The following is an 18,528-nucleotide window of genomic DNA, read 5'->3' on the forward strand; positions in this document are numbered from 1 at the left end:
TCAATTCATGACTGACGAAGCCGAGATCACGACGCCGGCGAACGATGATACTCCGGATGCAAACGGTGCGGTGGCCTCCGAGGACGCGGCGCCCGTGTCGGCGCTGCCCGCGGAGGAGTTGACGCGCCTCACCGACGACATCGTCGGCGCGCTGAAGACCGTCTACGACCCGGAGATTCCGGCCGACATCTATGAGCTCGGCCTGATTTACAAGATCGACATCGACGACGAGCGCAATGTCGATGTCGAAATGACGCTGACGGCGCCAGGCTGCCCCGTCGCCGGCGAAATGCCGATCTGGGTCGAGAACGCCGTTAACTCCGTCGCCGGCGTCGGGCAGGTCCGGGTCGATCTCGTCTTCGATCCGCCGTGGACGCCGGAGCGCATGAGCGAAGAGGCACAGGTCGCCGTCGGCTGGTTCTGATCGGCGACGCAGGCGTACCCATGGCTCCACCACTCGCCGGGCTTTTGGAAACCTGCCTTTATGTCGACGACATGGAACGGTCGCGCGACTTCTACCGCCGCGTTCTGGGCCTGTCGCCGCTGTTCGCGGAAGACCGTATCACCGTCTTCCGTATGCCCGACGGTACGGTTCTGATCCTTTTCGCGCGCGGTTCGACGCTCGAAGCCGTGACGACGCCCGGCGGTACGATCCCGCCGCATGACGGCAGCGGGCCCATTCATTTCGCGTTGGCGATACCGGATGGCTCACTCGATACATGGCGCGATCATCTGATGGCATGCGGCGTTCTGATCGAAAGCGAAGTGACGTGGTCGAAGGGGCGGGGGAACAGCCTCTATTTCCGCGATCCCGACGGCCATGCCGCGGAACTCGCCACCCGCGAGTTGTGGACGCGCTCTTGAGCGCCCGACAATCATAGCCGGGCGAGAGGAGGACATTGTGTTCAGCTTGCGTAGTGCCGCCATACCGCCCATGTTTCGTGTAGAATCCGCACGACCCTGCACAGCCGAAAAGGAAACCGCCATGGGCCGTTTCACCGTCATGAGCATGACCGACACCGCCGCCGACCGCGTCAAGGCGGTCCTGGCCACCAAAGGCGAGGACGCCCTTGGCCTTCGCGTCGGCATCAAGAAGGGCGGCTGCGCCGGCATGGAATATACGGTCGATCTGGCGACTGAAGCGAAACCGGGCGAAGACTCGATCGAAAAAGACGGCGCACGCGTTTTCATCGCCCCGGAGGCCGTCCTGTTCCTGCTTGGCACCGAGATGGACTACGAGGAGACCGTACTGCGCTCGGGCTTCACCTTCCGCAATCCCAATCAGACCTCGGCCTGCGGCTGCGGCGAGTCGGTCGAATTGAAGCAGGCGGATCTGGCGGCGCTTGCCGGCCAGGCTGGCTAAAACCGGATGGACGAGGATTTCCTGCGGGACCTCTTCGTCTCGCTTGCCGATGTCCGCGTTCGCAGGATGTTCGGCGGGCAGGGGGTCTACTCCGGAGATCGGATCGTCGCTCTCGTGGTCCAGGGAGAACTCTATCTGAAGAGCGATGCGGTCAGTGAGCCCATCTACGAGGCGGCCGATCTGACGCGCTGGAGCTATGCGCGCGAGGGCCGCGCGCCGACGCGCATGCCCTATTACCGCATGCCGGAGTCGGCACTGGACGATCAGGACGAGGCCGAAAGTTGGATCGCTATCGCCGATGCTGCTTCACGTCGCGCCTCCCAGCAGTCGCGACGTCCAAATCGAGAAACCAAGGCAAAATAGAAGACATCCGTCGCCTGGCGCCTCAGTCTGGCGAAGGAGCCGATCGGCGCTTCGCCGCTACCCACAAGGCCTCCATCTCGTCGAGACTTGCCGAATGTAGCGATCGGTTGGTCGTTTCGAGCTGATCCTCGATAAAGCCGAACCGGTCCCGGAATTTGCGCACGCAGCGTCTTAACGCCAGCTCCGGGTCGATCTCGTGGAAGCGGGCGAGATTGACGACGCTGAACAAAAGGTCGCCGAGTTCCGCCTCGCTTGCATCTCGGTCATGGGCTGTGATCGCCTCGGCGAATTCGCCCAGTTCCTCGTCGATCTTCTCCAGGATTGGCTCCGGCCGGTCCCAGTCGAAGCCGGTGTCGGCTGCCTTCTTCTGCACCTTGAGCGCCAGCGTCAGCGCCGGAAACGCGGCGGGAATTCCGTCGAGATGCCGCGGCCGCTCGGCGCCGTTGGCTCCACTTGGTGAGCATGCGTCGCCGGCAAGTTTCGCCCGCAATGCTGCTCTCTCGGCCTTTTCCTCCGCCTTGATCTTTTCCCACTGGCCCTTGGCAGAGCGGGCAGAGCGCGCGACGGCGTCACCGAATACATGCGGATGCCGGCGGACCATCTTCCGCGTGATCGTCTCGACGACGTCACCGAATTCAAACAGGCCTTGTTCGGCGGCGAGCTGGGCGTGATAGACGACCTGGAGCAAGAGGTCGCCCAATTCCTCACGCAAATCGACCATGTCATCGCGTTCGATCGCGTCGGACACTTCGTAGGCTTCCTCGACCGTATAGGGCGCAATCGTCGCGAAATTTTGCTCGATATCCCACGGACACCCGGTTTCTGGTTCGCGCAGAGCTGCCATGATCTCGATCAGACGCGTGATGTCCTTGGATGGCTTCATGGCTCCGGCTCCCGGCTGATGTTGTCCTGTCACTGATCCCGCAATAGCGACGACGAACGCGAGGGGGAAGGGCTGCCGGTGCTGCGGCGCTGACGGTCGGAATGCTACGATGTGGCGCGGCAATGGCTCTGCCGGGTTGAAACATAAGTGGCATAAGATATATTATGGAACCAATTTGACGCAGCATTGTGTGGTGGTGCCTGACGGACCTCAGTCCAGCGGGAATTCGATCGTCAGGCCGTCATATCCCGGCCGCACATGCGCCGGCAGTTCGGCGCAGAGCGTGTCGTAGTCGAGCGGCGTGTTCATGTGTGTCAGCGTCGCGCCGTCGACATGGAAGCGGTCGATCCATGCGAGCGCCTGGGCGACGGTCAGATGGCTCGGATGCGGTTTGTATTGGAGCGCATCGATGACGACGTGCCGGGCGCCGTCGATCGCGGCGATTGCTTCATTGGGGAAATCGCTGACGTCGCTGCAATAAGCGATGGGTCCGACTCGGAAGCCGAGCGAATGAATCGCGCCATGCTCCTGCCGAAACGGCGTCACCGAGAGCAATCCGCCAGGTCCGGCGATCTCGAAACTCTGCCCGGCAGTGATGGCGACGTGCCGGGCGACCGGCGGATAGTTGCTGCCCGGCGGCGTCTCGAAACAATAGCGAAACGCCTCGAGCACGCGATCGTGGGTCGCGGCGTCGGCATGGACCGGTATCCGTGTCTGCTGTGCGAGCATATAGCCGCGCAGATCGTCGATGCCGTGAATATGGTCGGCGTGTGAGTGCGTCAGCGCGACGGCATCGAGACGCCTAACGGATGCACTGAGCATTTGCTGGTGAAAATCCGGTCCGCAGTCGATGGCGACCACGGTTCGACCAGCGATGCCAATTCGTTCGATGAGAGCGGCGCTGCGGGTGCGCCGATTCCTGGGGTTTGCCGGATCGCAGGCGCCCCAGTCACCATTGATCCGGGGCACGCCCGGTGAGGATGCGCAGCCGAGAACCGTCAATCGTAGCGTGTCGCGCACTGAGCACTCCTCCGATGCTCAGCCGTCACGCGGATCGGGAATTTTCGTAAACAAGGCAAAGAAGTTGTCCGACGTTTGTTGCGCGATTTCGCCGAGATCAACGCCCTTGGTTTTGGCTAGAACCTCTGCTGTGTGACGCACGTAAGCCGGTTCGTTTCGCTTGCCGCGATACGGCGGCGGCGCGAGATATGGCGCGTCCGTCTCGACCAGTAGCCGGTTCATCGGCACATCGGCGGCGATGGCGCGGATCTCCTCGGATTTCTTGAACGCCAGAATTCCGGAAAACGACACATAGCCGCCGAGCGCGATCCCGGCCTCGGCGAGGCCGCGGCCGGAGGAGAAACAGTGGAGAATGAACGGGAAGGCCCCCTTCCCGCTTTCGTCTTCCAGAATTCGGATCATATCGGCGTCAGCGTCGCGCGAATGGATGACGAGCGGCAAACCCGTTTCGCGCGCCGCCGCGATATGGCGCCGAAAGACAGTCTCCTGAATGTCTCGCGGGGCCTTGTCGTAGAAATAGTCGAGGCCGGCTTCGCCGATAGCGACGATCTTTTCGTCTTGGCTCAGGCGCACCAAGTCCGCCACGGGCGTATCTGGCTCCGCCGCTGCATTGTGTGGATGGGTTCCCACCGAGGCGAAGATTTCCGCGTGCGCGCGGGTCAACTGTTTCAATCGCTCGATCCGGGCTACATGGGTCGAGATCGTCACGAACAGACCAACCCCTTCAGCCTTTGCACGACTGAGCAATTCGACGTGCTCACCCTCAAAATCAGGGAAATCGAGGTGGCAATGGCTGTCGACCAGAAACGGCATCGTCACGCGGGCGTCTCCGCCTCGACAAAACGCGGAAATACCGGTTGCGGCGCCGGAAGTGATTGGCCGGGCACCAAGGCGACGTCCGGCGTCAGGTCGGTGAAGCTTCGTTCGTCTTCGGCCACGCCGAGCGTGTCGAGCAGCTTGGCGGCGCTCTCCGGCACGAAGGGCTGTAGCAGGATTGCCACCCGCCGGATCACCTCGGCGGTGACATAGAGGACAGTCTCCATGCGCGCCGGGTCGCTCTTGCGCAGCGCCCAGGGTTCCTGCCCTGCGAAATATCGGTTCGCCTCGCTGACGACGGCAATGATCGCGCCGAGGACCGCGTGGAGTTCCTGCCGGTCGATCGCCTCGCGCGCCTTTGGCAACAGCTTGCTCGCGGCCGACAGGATGGCGTCGTCGGCTTCGCTCAACGGACCTGGCGTCGGCACCGCGCCGGAGCAGTGCTTGGCGACCATCGACAGCGAGCGCTGGGCCAGATTGCCCAGATCGTTGGCGAGCTCGGAATTCGTTCGGTTGACGATGGCGTCATGCGAGTAATTTCCGTCCTGGCCGAACGGCACCTCGCGCAGGAGGAAATAGCGCAGCCGATCGAGTCCGTAGACGTCGATCAGCGCGAACGGGTCGATGACGTTGCCGACCGATTTCGACATTTTCTCACCGCGGTTGAACAGAAAGCCGTGGGCAAAGACGCGCCGCGGCAGCGGTATCCCCGCCGACATCAGAAAGGCCGGCCAATAGACAGCGTGAAACCGCACGATGTCCTTTCCGATCACGTGCAGATCGGCGGGCCAGAAGGACGTCCGCTCCCCCTCGCCCGGAAATCCTGTCGCCGTCAGATAGTTCGTCAGCGCGTCGACCCAGACATACATGACGTGCTTTTCGTCGTCCGGCACCGGAATGCCCCAATCGAAGGTCGTCCGGGAAACCGACAGATCCTTCAGGCCGGAACGAACGAAGGAGACGACCTCATTGCGCCGCTCAGCCGGGCCGATGAAGTCGGGATTGGCCTCGTAGTGCGCCAGAAGACGGTCCTGGAAATTCGAGAGCCGGAAGAAATAGCTTTCCTCCTCCACCCACTCGACCGGCGAGCCTTGCGGACCGCGACGCTGGCCGTCCTCGCCGACGGTGGTCTCGTCGGCGCCGTAATAGGCCTCGTCGCGCACCGAATACCAGCCGGAATAGGCGCCTTTGTAAATGTCGCCAGCGGCCGCCATCTTCGTCCAGATCGCCTGGCTCGCAGCGACATGCCGCTTTTCGCTGGTGCGGATGAAGTCGTCGTTTGTGCCGCCGAGCGCTTCGGCCATGCGCTCGAACTCAGCGGAATTGCGCTCGGCCAGTTCGTTCGGCGCCAGCCCCTGGTCGCGCGCGCTCTGCAGCATCTTGATGCCGTGTTCGTCCGTGCCGGTCAGGAAAAACACCTCGTAGCCGTCGAGCCGCTTGAAGCGCGCCAGTGCGTCGGTCGCGATCAGCTCGTACGCGTGGCCGATATGCGGGCGACCGTTCGGATAGGAGATCGCGGTGGTCAGGTAGAAGCGTTCGGCCATCGGGGCTTTCGTCAAATCCGGTGCGGGAAGCAATGTCGTACCCGCGACATAGAGCATTGCGCCAAACGGCTCAATCGGCGCCGTTGCCGGTTCGGCGCGGGCACAGGGGGCGTGTCAGGCGGCCCGGTGCCGCGCCCGCCGGTGATAGAACCCGTCGAACAGTGTGAGGAGAGCCTGCTTTCGGTCCAGATTATAGGCTGCGGCTTCCCGAAGCCGCGTGGTTTCGTCCTGCCACAGCGAGGCCAAGGCCGCCGCGCCCTCCCCGTCGCCGACCCGCAGGCATGTCTCGCTGGCGTCGGCGATCGCGGAGAGCAGCGCCGCGACCAGCAGCTCATAGGCCGATTCCCGCCCCTTGAGCGTCAAGGCGTCGGCCAGGGAATGGATAGCGTTCCAATCAGGCCTGTCGGCCTGGAGCAATTGGTCCAGGGTGCTGCGAATCTCTATGCCGCCATGGGCGATCAGCGAGATGGCCTCACGGACACTGCCCTCGGCAATCTTCGCAGCAGCACGGATCTCTTCCGCATCGGCGCTAGGCAGACAATGGGCGAGCGTCGCAGCGAGACTTTCCTCATCCAGCGGCTTGAACTGCAACAGCCGGCAGCGAGAGCGTATCGTCGGAAGCAACCGGCCGGGGGTGTGGTTGGTGATCAGAAACAGCGACCGCGGCGGGGGCTCCTCCAAGATCTTCAAAAGCGCATTGGCCGCGCTGCGGTTCATGTCATCGGCCGGGTCGATCAACGCGATCCGCCAATTGGAACCCGATGCCGTCGCATGAAAGAAGCGGTTGAGCTTGCGGATCTCATCGACGGTGATCTGCGTCCTGAAGCCTGTGCCCTTTTCGACCGGCGGCCGCGCGACGTGGATCAGGTTCGGATGCGACCCAAAGGCGATCTGACGGACGGTTGCGTCGTCAGGCGAGGATACCGGCGTTGCCGCTTCCGGCTCGTCCGGCCGCGGCCCGGCCAGTAGATGCCGCGCGAAGGCGAAGGCCGTCGTGGCCTTGCCGATGCCGCGCGGCCCCTGGAAAAGCCATGCGTGGTGAAGACGTCCGCTGGCCCCGGCCGCAACGAGTTCCCGCCATTCGTTCTCGTGGCCCGACAGCGTGAGCGTCGCCGGCGGCGCCGGTACGCCGTCGAGATCGTCGTGGGCTTCCGGCGTTTCGAGCGGCAGGTCGTTCATGACGTTCCCTGCCTCGCGTTGAGAGATTGGCAAATTGCCTCGAATCGCGCCGCTTCTAGCCGATCATCGACGATGCCGGCGATTTCCGCGGCGACCACATCCTCCGCCCGTGTCCCATCGACGACGACGCAGCGATCCGGCTCTTCGGCGGCAATCTTGAGGAAGGCCTGCCGCCGTCTCTCGTGCAGGGCCTCGCCTTCCTTCTCGAACCGGTCGGCCGTGCCGCCTTTTCGTCGTTCACGGGCGCGCTCCGCCCCGATGCCGGCCGGGACATCGAGGATGATCGTCAGATTTGGGTATAGCCCCGCGGTCGCGGCCTGCTCGAGGCGTTTCATCAGATCACGGTCCAGGGAGGCGTCCAGGAATTGATAGACACGGGTGGAATCGTGAAACCGATCGCACAGAACGACCTCGCCGCGCTGGATCGCCGGACGTATCACGGCCGCCACATGATCGGCGCGCGCCGCGGCGAACAGAATGGCCTCTACCTCCGGCCCAAGTTCCTCGGCCGCGCCCGACAGGATGACGTGCCGGATCGCATCGGCGCCGGGCGAACCGCCGGGTTCGCGTGTGGTCACCACGATACGGCCCTGGGCTTCCAGGTGGCGGGCAAGACGGGCGATTTGCGTCGTCTTGCCGCTGCCCTCGCCGCCTTCGAATGTGATGAAAAAACTGGTCAATGGGCGTCCGAATCTCGCAGATCAAAAGGCGCGGAGCCAGCCGACGGCCAGTTCCTTGACCGCTCCCATCGCGCGGTCCGCGAAGTCCCCGGCGAAGACGGAAGCGCCAGCATAAAGAGCTTGGGTCATCACTATGTCCTCATCGACGCGGATTTCCAGCGAAGCAACCCTGTCACCTTCATTGATTGGCGGGATCAGCGGCCCATTGTAGCGGATCTGGGCCGAGACGCGGTCCTGAGCATCGACCGGAACCAATAGCTTGACGGGTTGGCGGACGGCCAGCGGGACGCTGCCCGAACTGCCGCCAAAGACGCTTGCGGTGCCAATGCTCGCGCCGCTCTCGAACAGGATGCGGGGCTCGAAGGCCTCCTCGGCAAAGGTCAACAGACGGCGGGCCTCATCGGCGCGCTCCTTGGACTTCTCGAGGCCGCTCATCGCCAGAAAGGTCACCCGGCCGTCCATCTGCGTCACACCGACCAGGGCATAACCCGACGCTTCCGTATAGCCGGTTCCCATGCCGTCGGCACCGAGTTCCATCGCCAGAAGCGGATTGCGATTGCGCTGGAAAATCCCGTTCCATTCGAAGGCGGGCTCGGCATAGATCTTGTACAACTCGGGATATGTTGCGCGGATATAGCGCGCTAAAGTCAGCAGATCGCGCACCGTGACTTCTTGGCCGTCAGCCGGGAGCCCGGTCGGATTGACGAAACGCGAGGCGGTCATTCCCAATTCACGGGCGCGCTCGTTCATCCTCTGTGCAAAAGCCTCCTCCGAGCCGTCCATCCCCTCAGCAATGGCGATCGCCGCGTCGTTCGCCGACTGGACGATGGTGCCGCGGATCAACGCCTCGACCGGAACGCGGGAATTCAGCTTGGCGAACATGGTGGAGGAGCCCGACGGAGCGCCGCCGGTCCGCCAGGCGTGTTCGCTGATCGGAAATTCCGTATCCATGCGCAACTCGCCGGCGCGCAATGCCGCGAATACGATCTCCATCGTCATCATCTTGGCGAGAGAGGCAGGGGGAAATGGCGCGTCGGGATCTTTCTGGAAAAGCACCGTCCCGGTTTCGCCGTCGACCAGGAGCGCTTGCTTCGCCGCCGTTTCGATCCGCGACGCCGTAGCAGGTTCCTGCGAAAATGTCGGATTCGATGCGACCACCGCCGCCAGAATACCTGCCGCGAACAGGACACGCGTCTTGAGGAAACCTGCTCGACTCATGGACACCATCTTTCCCGGAAGGCCCGTTGCGAACGCGCGCTGATGCCGTTCTTGACCCCAAACTAGGCTATCGGGTGTTTCGATCGCAAGAATTGGCGTCAGATGGTTGCGGAAGCCGGTCGAAATCAGTTCCGAACGACGAAGGCTTCGTCGGCGCCAGCCTGCCACAGCGCGAGAAGCACCGCGTCGACATCCTCGCCCCGAGCGACGGCGAGGCTCGCCGAGATCAGACCGGCCTCCGGTCCGGCTTCTTCAATCAGATCGCCCTTCCCATTGACGAGGAAACGAACACGTTCGGCCACCGCTTCGTCGATCAGGCCAATTGCGATCCGCTCAGCTGAAGCGCCGCGGGCGCCAAACGCCCTGAGAGCACGGGGTGCTCCCGACGCTCGTGACTCAGATGCATAGGACGAGCTGAAGGCCGGCGATGTCGGGACCGGCACTGACTGTCCGACAGACGGGACTGGTGTCCAGAGATCCCGCGCCAGATGGTCGAGCGGTCGAACCCCAGGCAACTCTGGTTTCGCCGCGTCGTATGCGACATGCGCGAGGCCGTTCCTGCCCGAGATTGGCTGGTCTGCCGCCGCCACCATGACGGCCTCGGCGCCGGAGGAATTCCATTCCCCACCGCGCTCGAAGCTGGCCATCAGCATTTGGGTGTCATCGCCTTCGAGCGGCGCCCGGCCGATATATTCCACCTTCACATTGGCCGTGCCGGCGGTCTTGAAGTCGAGGAGGTCGGCGGCCTGCGAGGACACATCAATCTCGCGGCCGTGGGCATAGGGCCCTCGGTCGTTGACCCGCACCATCACCCGGTTTCCGTTCGTCAGATTGGTGACCATCGCATAGGACGGCAGCGGAAAGGTCTTATGGGCGGCCGACAACCCGTACATGTCGTAGATTTCGCCATTGGCGGTCAGGCGGCCGTGGAAGTTCGGTCCATACCAGGAGGAGATGCCGGTGTTCACATAACCCGGCTCATCCTTGGGATAATACCATTGGCCGCGCACCTTGTAGGGCTTGCCGACCTGGGAGCGGCCGCCGCCCTTGCGGATGTTTTTCGAGGTCGTCACCCGCGGACTGGCTGGAACACCAAAGGTCTTGGAATCGAACTTCACGGTCGTACTGATGTCGGCCATCTCTTGGACCGGCGATCGCGCGCCCTGGCAACCCGATATCAGAAGTCCAACCGAGACGAGCATACCCGTCAGGATCGCGCTCCGTTTCATATCCGCAATGGCATAGCCCATGCGGCACCCCCTCTTCCATGCATCTGTCAACGCGGGTGCGAACAGACGCTCCCCAGCGCAGCGCACCCATGCAGACAAAGACTTAACAACCGCCGAACACGCGAATCAACGCATTCCGGCCGAACGATCCTGGCATCGCCGCCATGCCGCGAACCTGACCTGCCGGGGTCAGGGAGTCGCGCAACGGTTACGACGACAGCAAGTTGGAGGCGAATGGCCCTGTGTCGGCGTCCGCGGCCCCGGTCATGAAGGAGGTAAGGCACTGTCGGGAAAGCCGGAAATTCTGTGCGACGGCCACGCCTTTCTCGAGCGGGGACGTAGGAAATCGGCAACTCGCCTCAGCCTTCGCCTTACATCCGCCAAAATTCCGCCAAAATTCCGCCACGCTTTCGCCTCTTCGTCAATTTTGTCACGATTTGTTTCAATCACCGCGCGAATCCGTGAATCGCCCCGGCGACGAACGTCCATCCGGCTGGCGCAGGGCGAGCCAGGCGGACCGATATGCATTCCTGCGCCGACTCGCCTTGCCTCCCGTCGCCATCGCCATTATGCGGTCGGAGCGGGATGGGTGGCCGAGCGGTTGAAGGCACCGGTCTTGAAAACCGGCAGGCGGGAGACCGTCTCGTGGGTTCGAATCCCACCCCATCCGCCATTGTCTCGATAAACGTTCAGCGCGAATTCCCACTGAAATGCAAACGGCGCGGCTCTAACAAGATCGAGTACCGGGTCCGCGCCAACAACGACGATTGCTCCATCGACACCTCACCCGTTTCCGATCCGCCAGCTACTCAGCCAACCTCCACATCATATGCAAACCCTGCTATCTGTTTGGCGTTCAAGGGAGGAACACATGGTGAGACATATTACTGCGAGTTTCGTCGCTGCCGGAGTCGCGCTGGCGGCGCTTGCCGGAACGGGCGCCGCGGAGGAGCTGACGGTCGGGATCGCGCGCGACATGCCAAGCGTGACCGTTGACACCGAGGACGGCCCGGTCGAAATCCGCCGAATCCAGGATCAGGACCACGAAATCACGGGCGAATTCGCGAAGACGTCGCGCGCCTGTCCGCCATTTTGCATACAGCCGATTGCACCGGCGGAAGGGGTGACAACAATCGGGGAGCTTGAATTGATCGAAATGCTCATGGACCCGGACGCGATCGTCGTCGACAGCCGGACGATCGATTGGTTCCTGGGTGGATCGATTCCGGGCGCGATCAGCCTGCCCTACACGCAAGTGGGCGACAGGCTGACCGAACTTGGTTGCGAGCCGGATTTCGACGGCTGGGACTGCGCGAATGCCGAAAGCGTCGCGTTGTTCTGCAACGGGCTGTGGTGCGGCCAGTCGCCAACCGCTATTCGCGCTATGATCGCCGCCGGCTATCCAGCGGAGCGCATTTTTTACTATCGCGGTGGCATGCAGAGCTGGCGAGTTCTCGGCCTTACGGTGACCAGCCAGGGCGACTAGCGTCGGGAAGAAGGGCGACGCTGCTCTCCCATTCTCCGTGGCGGTTCCAGATACGTCTATGTGACCCGGACGCCGCCAAAGATTCACCGCGCGCACCGGCCGGACGCGGCGACGCGGTTGGCGGAGCGCGAGGTCGGCCTTGCACAGTAGCCTGCAAAGCCCATCCTCGCAGATTTCCTGGGTGTCGACATTGACACCGAGATACCTCATTCGATCGCTAGCGATCGGCCGATCAGGCAACATCAGCGAGACTTTGACGCCGAAACGTCGATATCCTGACCGGCATGCCGTGCACGCGGCGCCGGTCGCGTGCCGCAATGATACCGTCCCCGTCTCGGGAAGTCTCATGAGACGCTGGCCAGCAGCATCGGCCGTGGTATCGCTTCAATAGCGAACGTGGCCTCAGCCAAGCCGACAAGCATCCGGAGCGACCGAGAATGGAGAATCGTGAGCCCCCTCACCGGCAACAGCGGGATAACGCGGCCAAGCTGAAGGGCAAAGCATTCGGCGACGAGGACGTCGTCTGGCATGCGCTCGACCCGGCGGCGGCGCTGGAGCAGGCCGCCGCACGATCTGAGGGGCTTTCGGCGGCTGAGGCGGCGGTGCGGCTGGGCCAGTTCGGTCCCAATGCGTTGCCCGAACCGTCGCGACGCGGGCCGCTCGCCCGCCTGCTCGCGCAGTTCAACAATCTCCTCATATACGTTCTGATCGCGTCCGGAATCGTAACGGCGTTGCTCGGCCACTGGACCGATACGCTGGTAATCTTCGCCGTCGTCATTCTCAACGCCGTCATCGGCTTCTGGCAGGAAGGGCGGGCCGAGGATTCGCTCGCCGCCGTGCGCTCGATGCTCTCGGCGCACGCCTCGGTACTGCGCGACGGCACGCGGGTGACCTTGCCGGCGACCGATCTGGTTCCCGGCGACGTGGTGCTCTTGGAAGCTGGCGACCGGGTGCCGGCCGATCTGCGGCTTCTCGACACGCGTGGGCTTCGCGCCCAGGAGGCGGCCCTGACCGGTGAGTCGGTGCCGGTGGTGAAGGATACGGTGCCGGTCGCCCACAATGCATCGCTGGGAGACCGCGACTCGATGGCGTTTTCCGGCACGCTCATCACGTCAGGTCGTGGTGTTGGGCTCGTCGTCGCGACGGGCTCTCGCGCCGAGATCGGGCGGATCGGCGCGATGCTGGAGGGCATCGAGGAGATCACCACGCCGCTGCTACGACAGATCGATCGCTTCGCCCGCTGGCTGACACTCGTCATCCTCGCCGCCAGCGGTGCCGTCTTCGCCTTCGCGGTGCTGGCGCGCGGCTATGCGCCGCAGGATGCCTTTCTGGTCATGGTGGGCATGGCCGTCGCCGCGATCCCGGAAGGATTGCCGGCCGTTTTGACTATTACGCTTGCGCTCGGGGTGCAGCGTATGGCGCGACGGCACGCGATCATCCGCAAGCTGCCAGCCGTCGAGACGCTGGGTGCCGTTTCCGTCATCTGCACCGACAAGACCGGTACGTTGACGCGCAACGAGATGGTGGTGCGCGCGGTCGTCATCGAAGCGGATGGCGAAGCAATCGCGGTCACCGGCGACGGCTATGCCCCCGACGGCGAATTGCGCGGCGCGGGGGCGCGATCGACCTTTGACCAGACCGATGCGCTTCGTGGCTTCGCGCGCGCCGCCTTGTTGTGCAACGACGCCCAGCTGCATCGCGGCGGCGATGGCGCGTGGAGCGTCGCCGGCGACCCGATGGAGGGTGCCCTCCTCGCTCTCGCCCACAAAGCCGGTCTCGATCCCATCGCCGAGCGAGCCCGCCATCGCCGGCTCGATGACATCCCCTTCGACGCGGCGCACCGGTTCATGGCGACGCTCAATCAGGATGGCGCCGGCGGCAACACTATTACCGTCAAAGGCGCGCCGGATCATGTCATCACGCTCTGCGCGAACCAGATCGCTGGTGACGGGGTCGCGCCGCTGGAGCATGAGGCATGGTTGAAGCGGATCGACGCATTGGCCCGCGAGGGCCAGCGCGTGCTGGCCTTTGCCGTCAAATTCGTCGGCGACCAAGCAACGCTGGGCATGAACGACATGGCGGAGGGCTTCACCCTGCTCGGCATTGCCGGCTTCATCGACCCACCGCGTCCGGAAGCCATCGAAGCGGTCGCCGACTGCGCCCGCGCCGGCATCGACGTCAAGATGATCACCGGCGATCATGCGGTCACAGCGCTCGCTATCGCCGGCCAGCTCGGGCTCAATACGCGCAACGGCGTTTTGACCGGCAACCAGATCGAGGCGATGGACGACGAGGAGCTACGTCGTCGCGTCGCGGATGTCGATGTGTTCGCCAGAGCCGCGCCGGAGCACAAGCTGCGGCTCGTCGAAGCGCTGCAGGCTTGTGGCAAGGTCGTTGCCATGACCGGGGACGGGGTCAACGACGCCCCTGCCCTCAAGCGCGCGGATGTCGGCGTCGCGATGGGGATCAAGGGCACCGAAGCCGCCAAGGAGGCCGCGCGGGTGGTGCTGGCCGACGATAATTTCGCCTCGATCGTTGCCGCCGTGCGCGAGGGGCGCACGATCTACGACAACATCCGCAAGGTCATCGCCTGGACGCTGCCGACCAATGGCGGCGAGTCGCTGGTGATCGTCGGGGCGATCCTTCTGGGCTTCGTGCTGCCGGTTTCGCCCGTACAGATCCTGTGGATCAACATGGTGACGGCCGTCGCGCTCGGCCTGACCCTGTCCTTCGAGCCAGCCGAGCCGTCGGTGATGGAGCGGCGGCCGAGGCCGGGCAACGCCTCGCTGCTCGACATGGAAATGGTCTGGCGGATCGTCCTGGTTTCCATCCTGTTCGCGGGCGCCGTCTTTGCTCTCTTCTTCTGGTCGATCGAACGCGGCGACGAGTTGGCCTACGCTCGAACCCTCGTTGTCAACCTGATCGTCGTCATGGAGATCTTCTATCTGTTTTCCGTGCGCTATCTGCACCTGACCTCGCTGACCTTCACCGGTGTCGTCGGCACCCCGGCGGTGCTGCTCGGCGTCGGCCTGACCGTCATCCTGCAACTGGTCTTCACCTACGCACCCTTCATGCAGGCCGTGTTCGAGACGCGCCCGATCGCACTGGCCGATGGAGCGATCGTCATCGGCATCGGCGTCGGGTTGCTGCTTCTTCTGGAAGCGGAGAAAGTGGTGCGGCGTCGCCTCTTGTGACCGCCCGACTACTGACCACCTCTTGACCTCGATCAACGCGGCAATCCCCGCGGCGTGAGCACCTATCCGACACGGACAAAACGGAAAGGGACAAGGCCATGCCAGAGAAGATGCGAGCGACAATTTTCATCGAGCCGGGCCGGATCGCGCTCGGCGAAAAGCCGATTCCGGATGTCGGCGCGAACGACGCGCTGCTGCGCATCACCACGACGACGATCTGCGGCACCGACGTTCATATCCTCAAGGGCGAATACCCTGTCGAGAAAGGCCTGACCATCGGTCACGAGCCGGTCGGAATCATCGAAAAACTCGGGTCCAACGTCAAGGGCTACCAGGAGGGACAGCGGGTCATCGCCGGCGCCATCTGTCCCAGCGGCTATTCCAACGCCTGCCTGTGCGGCCAGCACTCCCAGGATGGGCAGAGCCATCCCCATGGCTACAAGCCGATGGGCGGCTGGCGCTTCGGCAACACGATCGACGGCACCCAGGCCGAATATGTTCTGGTTCCGGACGCGATGGCCAACCTTGCGCCGGTTCCGGACGGGCTGACCGACGAACAGGTGCTGATGTGTCCGGACATCATGTCCACCGGCTTCGGCGGTGTCGAACGGGGCAACATCCAGATCGGCGACATCGTCGTCGTCTTCGCCCAAGGGCCGATCGGCCTCTGCGCGACGGCGGGCGCCAGATTGCGGGGCGCCGGCCTGATCATCGGGGTCGACACGGTTCCCGAACGCCTCGACATCGCCAAGACACTCGGCGCCGACGTCGTCATCGACTTCAAGACGGCCGATCCCGTCGACGAGATCATGAAGATCACCGGCGGACGCGGCGTCGACGTTGCGATCGAGGCGCTCGGCACGCAGAAGACCTTCGAAAGCTGTCTGCGCGTTCTGCGGCCGGGCGGCACGTTGTCCAGCCTCGGCGTCTATTCCTCCGATCTCACCATCCCGCTCGGTGCGTTCCACGCCGGGCTAGGTGACAACACCATCGTCACCTCGCTGTGTCCCGGCGGAAAGGATCGCATGCGCCGCCTGATGAACGTGATCGAATCCGACCGCGTAGACCTCGGCGCGTTGGTCACCCACCGCTACGGCCTCGACCAGATCGAGGAGGCTTACGAGCTGTTCGCCAACCAGCGCGACGGCGTGCTCAAGGTCGCTATCACGCCATAGGGCCGCCGAGCGGATCAGGGCGCAAGCTTCAACGCGTCGCTCGGATCCAGCCGCTCGGATGCGAGGCCGAGTTGGAGTGGTGCGGACCAAAGAGACCTTGACCTCACCGGCCGGGGTCCCCTACCCGGTCGGACATCGGCAGAGCAGAGGATCCCTGATGAAAAATCGCGCGCTCATTCTCACGATCGTTCTCGTGGTCACGGCCCTTGCCATCTGGTGGCGTCTCGACGGTCGCGGCGCGGACGAGGCCGGCCTGGGGGCGGCGCTGGCGGACGTGACCGTGCCGGAACTGAGCGCCGTCGAAACGAGGGGCGAGGCGCTTTTCAATACGAACTGCGCAACCTGCCACGGAACCAGCGCCGCAGGAAAAAGCGGCACGGCCCCTCCCCTTGTCCATAAGATCTACGAACCTAACCATCACGCCGACGCGGCTTTCCAACTGGCCGTGCAGAACGGCGTGCGTGATCATCACTGGGGCTTCGGCAGTATGCCGCCGATCGAAGGGATATCGCCGAAGAGCGTCAGCCAGATCGCCGCCTATGTCCGCGCGCTACAACGCGCCAACGGGATCGAATAATCCCGAAGCGGCCAGAATTCGCGAAATTCACGATTCATTGATGTGCTTGGATAGGGAATACTTAAGCAGGTACTGTTACCGTGCGGCGCATGAGGCTGTTGTTCCTTATCCTAATCGTGACGATATTGGCGGCGACGCCTAAAGGCATCGCGGTCGCCGTGGCCGGGAATGCCGCCCATGGCGGCTCGATCGTCGCGAATGTTTTGTCGGCAACGGCTGATGACGGCGACGGTGTCGCCGCGGCCGCGGATTGCTGCGACAACGAAATCAGGGCTTGGCACGGGGCGCCCCACTGTCCCTTGGATTGCGGGGCCACCCTGTCCGCAATCACTGCTGTGATCCCTGGCGACGGACGGGAAAGCCTTTTCGTCCCCGTCTTCTCTGGCGCTTCAGGAAGCCGTACTGGCTTATTCCGTCCTCCGATCAGCTGACGTCCCCGCTTCGGACATCCACTGCGGTGTTCCGCTCCCTTCGACGACTAGATGATCAGGATGACGAAAATGCTCTCAAGACGTGCTCTTCTTCTGGCTGGCTTTGGCGGCTTGCTGACGTCCGCGATGCCGGCTCTGGCCCACGGTCCCCGCAAGGCATTCCAGCTCAATCCGAAATACCTGCCCCAAACCGTGAAGTTCGGTGGCTACCAAGCGGGCACGATCGTGGTCGATCCGCGCAACCATTTTCTCTACCTGGTTCTCGGCGATGGTCTGGCGCGACGCTACGGCGTCGGTGTCGGCAAGGCGGGACGCGCCTTCAAGGGATCTGCGCGGATCGGACGCAAGGCCAAGTGGCCGAGTTGGACGCCGACCAAGAACATGATTCGCCGCGAGCCGGGCAAGTATGCACGCTATGCCAACGGCGTACCCGGTGGACCGAGAAACCCGCTCGGCGCGCGTGCGCTCTATCTCTATCGCGGCAAACGAGACACCTATTACAGGATCCACGGCACGACCGAGCCCTGGTCGATTGGACGGTCGGTCTCCAATGGCTGCATCCGGATGATCAACGATCACGTCATCGATCTCTATAACCGGGTTCCGACCGGCGCACGGGTGGTCGTCATCTAACCAAACCCGATTGTCGGCGGCCACGCGGCTCGAAAAGAGGTCGCCGGCACCCGGCGGAGTGCCGGGCGGGCCGCCACCGCGCGACGGCAAGAAGGCGACGCCCGCCAAGGAAGCGGATGTTGCCTCGGCCGTCGTGTCGGGAGACGAACGGCGCGCTTGGAAGGTCGGCCATCCTGTTTCGGTCAGGCACCGGACAGGGTCGCCGGCGAGCGTCGGAATGCGCTCATCGTCTTGTCGCGATCCTCGACGTGCCCAAGAGATTTCGCCGGGTCAGCTCGACGACCAGCAGCGGCACGACAATCCATTGAAGCAGCGGCGAGAGACCGGTTCCGAATGGCGGCACCAGCGGCATCAGCTCGGAATAGGACCAGCGGTTGGATATTTCGACGTAATAGAATTCGAGCCCGACAGTGATGGCGAGGCCGACGGCCAGGAAGACCAGCAGCTGCCATGCCTTCTTGTCGATTATCCAATGTCGCGTGCGCGCCGCGAGCGACGTGATCCAGAAGGCGGCCAGGGCGATACCCACATCGCCAATGGTGGCGTAGGTGCATATCTTCACGCCCTCCCAGTGCCGAAGGTCCGCCATTCCTTCGAATGTCGGAATCTGCAGGAACTCCCAAATGAAATGGAAGGCGAAGGAGAACAGGGCGAGCGAGACCTCCGGAACCGCCCACAGCCCCTGCCTCGTGTCCCGCTGCTGCGGCTCTGACGTGATCATTCGGTCCCCTTGGTCG

At 63.6% G+C, this 18,528-nt stretch carries 18 protein-coding genes and 1 tRNA gene; 10 read left to right on the forward strand and 9 right to left on the reverse strand.

What is annotated here, in order from left to right:
- The first annotated feature begins 7 nt into the window (after positions 1 to 7).
- The 4 genes from VQ045_RS00860 (at position 8) to VQ045_RS00875 (ending at position 1,726) form a co-directional block, all read left to right on the forward strand.
- Entirely contained in the window at positions 8 to 424 is a 417-nt protein-coding gene (locus VQ045_RS00860; protein WP_442872889.1) for an SUF system Fe-S cluster assembly protein, read from the forward strand.
- Positions 425 to 444: 20 nt separating this feature from the next.
- Positions 445 to 864, forward strand: coding sequence for a VOC family protein (locus VQ045_RS00865; RefSeq protein ID WP_327646644.1), 420 nt, complete (start codon positions 445 to 447; stop codon positions 862 to 864).
- Between the two features lie 121 nt (positions 865 to 985).
- Positions 986 to 1,363: a Fe-S cluster assembly scaffold SufA gene (gene sufA / locus VQ045_RS00870; RefSeq protein ID WP_331828835.1), complete on the forward strand. Its 378-nt coding sequence runs from the start codon at positions 986 to 988 to the stop codon at positions 1,361 to 1,363.
- A 6-nt stretch (positions 1,364 to 1,369) separates the two neighbouring features.
- Positions 1,370 to 1,726, forward strand: a complete 357-nt coding sequence (locus VQ045_RS00875; protein ID WP_331828836.1) for a TfoX/Sxy family protein — start codon at positions 1,370 to 1,372, stop codon at positions 1,724 to 1,726.
- A gap of 22 nt (positions 1,727 to 1,748) precedes the next feature.
- Here VQ045_RS00875 and mazG read toward each other — a convergent pair whose 3' ends face one another.
- From mazG to VQ045_RS00915, 8 genes are all read right to left on the reverse strand, one after another.
- A complete protein-coding gene (mazG, locus tag VQ045_RS00880; protein WP_331828837.1) occupies positions 1,749 to 2,609 on the reverse strand; it encodes a nucleoside triphosphate pyrophosphohydrolase in 861 nt (286 codons plus the stop codon).
- A 210-nt stretch (positions 2,610 to 2,819) separates the two neighbouring features.
- Positions 2,820 to 3,629, reverse strand: a complete 810-nt coding sequence (locus tag VQ045_RS00885; RefSeq protein WP_331828838.1) for an MBL fold metallo-hydrolase — start codon at positions 3,627 to 3,629, stop codon at positions 2,820 to 2,822.
- Between the two features lie 18 nt (positions 3,630 to 3,647).
- Positions 3,648 to 4,442 (reverse strand): TatD family hydrolase, encoded by a 795-nt coding sequence (locus tag VQ045_RS00890; protein WP_331828908.1) that lies wholly within the window; start codon positions 4,440 to 4,442, stop codon positions 3,648 to 3,650.
- Between the two features lie 2 nt (positions 4,443 to 4,444).
- Positions 4,445 to 5,989, reverse strand: coding sequence for a methionine--tRNA ligase (gene metG, locus VQ045_RS00895; RefSeq protein ID WP_331828839.1), 1,545 nt, complete (start codon positions 5,987 to 5,989; stop codon positions 4,445 to 4,447).
- Positions 5,990 to 6,103: 114 nt separating this feature from the next.
- A complete protein-coding gene (locus VQ045_RS00900; RefSeq protein ID WP_331828840.1) occupies positions 6,104 to 7,168 on the reverse strand; it encodes a DNA polymerase III subunit delta' in 1,065 nt (354 codons plus the stop codon).
- Complete coding sequence (tmk, locus tag VQ045_RS00905) at positions 7,165 to 7,848, reverse strand: dTMP kinase (RefSeq protein ID WP_327622196.1); 684 nt, start codon at positions 7,846 to 7,848, stop codon at positions 7,165 to 7,167. Before tmk ends, VQ045_RS00900 begins: the two co-directional genes overlap by 4 nt.
- A 21-nt stretch (positions 7,849 to 7,869) precedes the next feature.
- On the reverse strand, positions 7,870 to 9,066 hold the full coding sequence (locus VQ045_RS00910; RefSeq protein ID WP_327622195.1) for a D-alanyl-D-alanine carboxypeptidase family protein: 1,197 nt from the start codon (positions 9,064 to 9,066) through the stop codon (positions 7,870 to 7,872).
- Between the two features lie 125 nt (positions 9,067 to 9,191).
- The gene (locus VQ045_RS00915) at positions 9,192 to 10,205 is read right to left on the reverse strand and encodes a septal ring lytic transglycosylase RlpA family protein (RefSeq protein WP_331828841.1); all 1,014 of its coding nucleotides are present in this window, start codon (positions 10,203 to 10,205) and stop codon (positions 9,192 to 9,194) included.
- Between the two features lie 673 nt (positions 10,206 to 10,878).
- Between VQ045_RS00915 and VQ045_RS00920 the strand changes: the two genes are divergently transcribed.
- The 6 genes from VQ045_RS00920 (at position 10,879) to VQ045_RS00945 (ending at position 17,791) form a co-directional block, all read left to right on the forward strand.
- A tRNA-Ser gene (locus VQ045_RS00920) sits at positions 10,879 to 10,968 on the forward strand.
- Positions 10,969 to 11,166: 198 nt separating this feature from the next.
- Positions 11,167 to 11,781, forward strand: coding sequence for a rhodanese-like domain-containing protein (locus VQ045_RS00925; RefSeq protein ID WP_327622182.1), 615 nt, complete (start codon positions 11,167 to 11,169; stop codon positions 11,779 to 11,781).
- Between the two features lie 437 nt (positions 11,782 to 12,218).
- Positions 12,219 to 14,975, forward strand: a complete 2,757-nt coding sequence (locus tag VQ045_RS00930) for a cation-transporting P-type ATPase (protein WP_331828842.1) — start codon at positions 12,219 to 12,221, stop codon at positions 14,973 to 14,975.
- 98 nt (positions 14,976 to 15,073) lie between these two features.
- Positions 15,074 to 16,150 (forward strand): NAD(P)-dependent alcohol dehydrogenase, encoded by a 1,077-nt coding sequence (locus VQ045_RS00935; RefSeq protein WP_331828843.1) that lies wholly within the window; start codon positions 15,074 to 15,076, stop codon positions 16,148 to 16,150.
- Positions 16,151 to 16,307: 157 nt separating this feature from the next.
- Complete coding sequence (locus tag VQ045_RS00940; RefSeq protein WP_327622179.1) at positions 16,308 to 16,727, forward strand: c-type cytochrome; 420 nt, start codon at positions 16,308 to 16,310, stop codon at positions 16,725 to 16,727.
- A 500-nt stretch (positions 16,728 to 17,227) separates the two neighbouring features.
- Positions 17,228 to 17,791 (forward strand): L,D-transpeptidase, encoded by a 564-nt coding sequence (locus tag VQ045_RS00945; protein WP_442873025.1) that lies wholly within the window; start codon positions 17,228 to 17,230, stop codon positions 17,789 to 17,791.
- 223 nt (positions 17,792 to 18,014) lie between these two features.
- Here the strand turns inward: VQ045_RS00945 and VQ045_RS00950 are convergent, their stop codons facing one another.
- The gene (locus tag VQ045_RS00950) at positions 18,015 to 18,512 is read right to left on the reverse strand and encodes a hypothetical protein (RefSeq protein ID WP_331828844.1); all 498 of its coding nucleotides are present in this window, start codon (positions 18,510 to 18,512) and stop codon (positions 18,015 to 18,017) included.
- Positions 18,513 to 18,528 lie beyond the last annotated feature (16 nt).

It is taken from the genome of Aurantimonas sp. E1-2-R+4 (assembly GCF_036549515.1).
Classification (GTDB): Bacteria; Pseudomonadota; Alphaproteobacteria; order Rhizobiales; family Rhizobiaceae; genus Aurantimonas; species Aurantimonas coralicida_A.

Coding starts and splice junctions, on each gene's coding strand:
- VQ045_RS00860 (WP_442872889.1), top strand. CDS start 8: ATGACTGACGAAGCCGAGATCACGACGCCGGCGAACGATGATACTCCG.
- VQ045_RS00865 (WP_327646644.1), top strand. CDS start 445: ATGGCTCCACCACTCGCCGGGCTTTTGGAAACCTGCCTTTATGTCGAC.
- sufA (WP_331828835.1), top strand. CDS start 986: ATGGGCCGTTTCACCGTCATGAGCATGACCGACACCGCCGCCGACCGC.
- VQ045_RS00875 (WP_331828836.1), top strand. CDS start 1,370: ATGGACGAGGATTTCCTGCGGGACCTCTTCGTCTCGCTTGCCGATGTC.
- mazG (WP_331828837.1), bottom strand. CDS start 2,609: ATGAAGCCATCCAAGGACATCACGCGTCTGATCGAGATCATGGCAGCT.
- VQ045_RS00890 (WP_331828908.1), bottom strand. CDS start 4,442: ATGCCGTTTCTGGTCGACAGCCATTGCCACCTCGATTTCCCTGATTTT.
- metG (WP_331828839.1), bottom strand. CDS start 5,989: ATGGCCGAACGCTTCTACCTGACCACCGCGATCTCCTATCCGAACGGT.
- VQ045_RS00900 (WP_331828840.1), bottom strand. CDS start 7,168: ATGAACGACCTGCCGCTCGAAACGCCGGAAGCCCACGACGATCTCGAC.
- VQ045_RS00910 (WP_327622195.1), bottom strand. CDS start 9,066: ATGAGTCGAGCAGGTTTCCTCAAGACGCGTGTCCTGTTCGCGGCAGGT.
- VQ045_RS00915 (WP_331828841.1), bottom strand. CDS start 10,205: ATGGCCGACATCAGTACGACCGTGAAGTTCGATTCCAAGACCTTTGGT.
- VQ045_RS00925 (WP_327622182.1), top strand. CDS start 11,167: ATGGTGAGACATATTACTGCGAGTTTCGTCGCTGCCGGAGTCGCGCTG.
- VQ045_RS00930 (WP_331828842.1), top strand. CDS start 12,219: ATGGAGAATCGTGAGCCCCCTCACCGGCAACAGCGGGATAACGCGGCC.
- VQ045_RS00935 (WP_331828843.1), top strand. CDS start 15,074: ATGCCAGAGAAGATGCGAGCGACAATTTTCATCGAGCCGGGCCGGATC.
- VQ045_RS00940 (WP_327622179.1), top strand. CDS start 16,308: ATGAAAAATCGCGCGCTCATTCTCACGATCGTTCTCGTGGTCACGGCC.
- VQ045_RS00945 (WP_442873025.1), top strand. CDS start 17,228: ATGCTCTCAAGACGTGCTCTTCTTCTGGCTGGCTTTGGCGGCTTGCTG.
- VQ045_RS00950 (WP_331828844.1), bottom strand. CDS start 18,512: ATGATCACGTCAGAGCCGCAGCAGCGGGACACGAGGCAGGGGCTGTGG.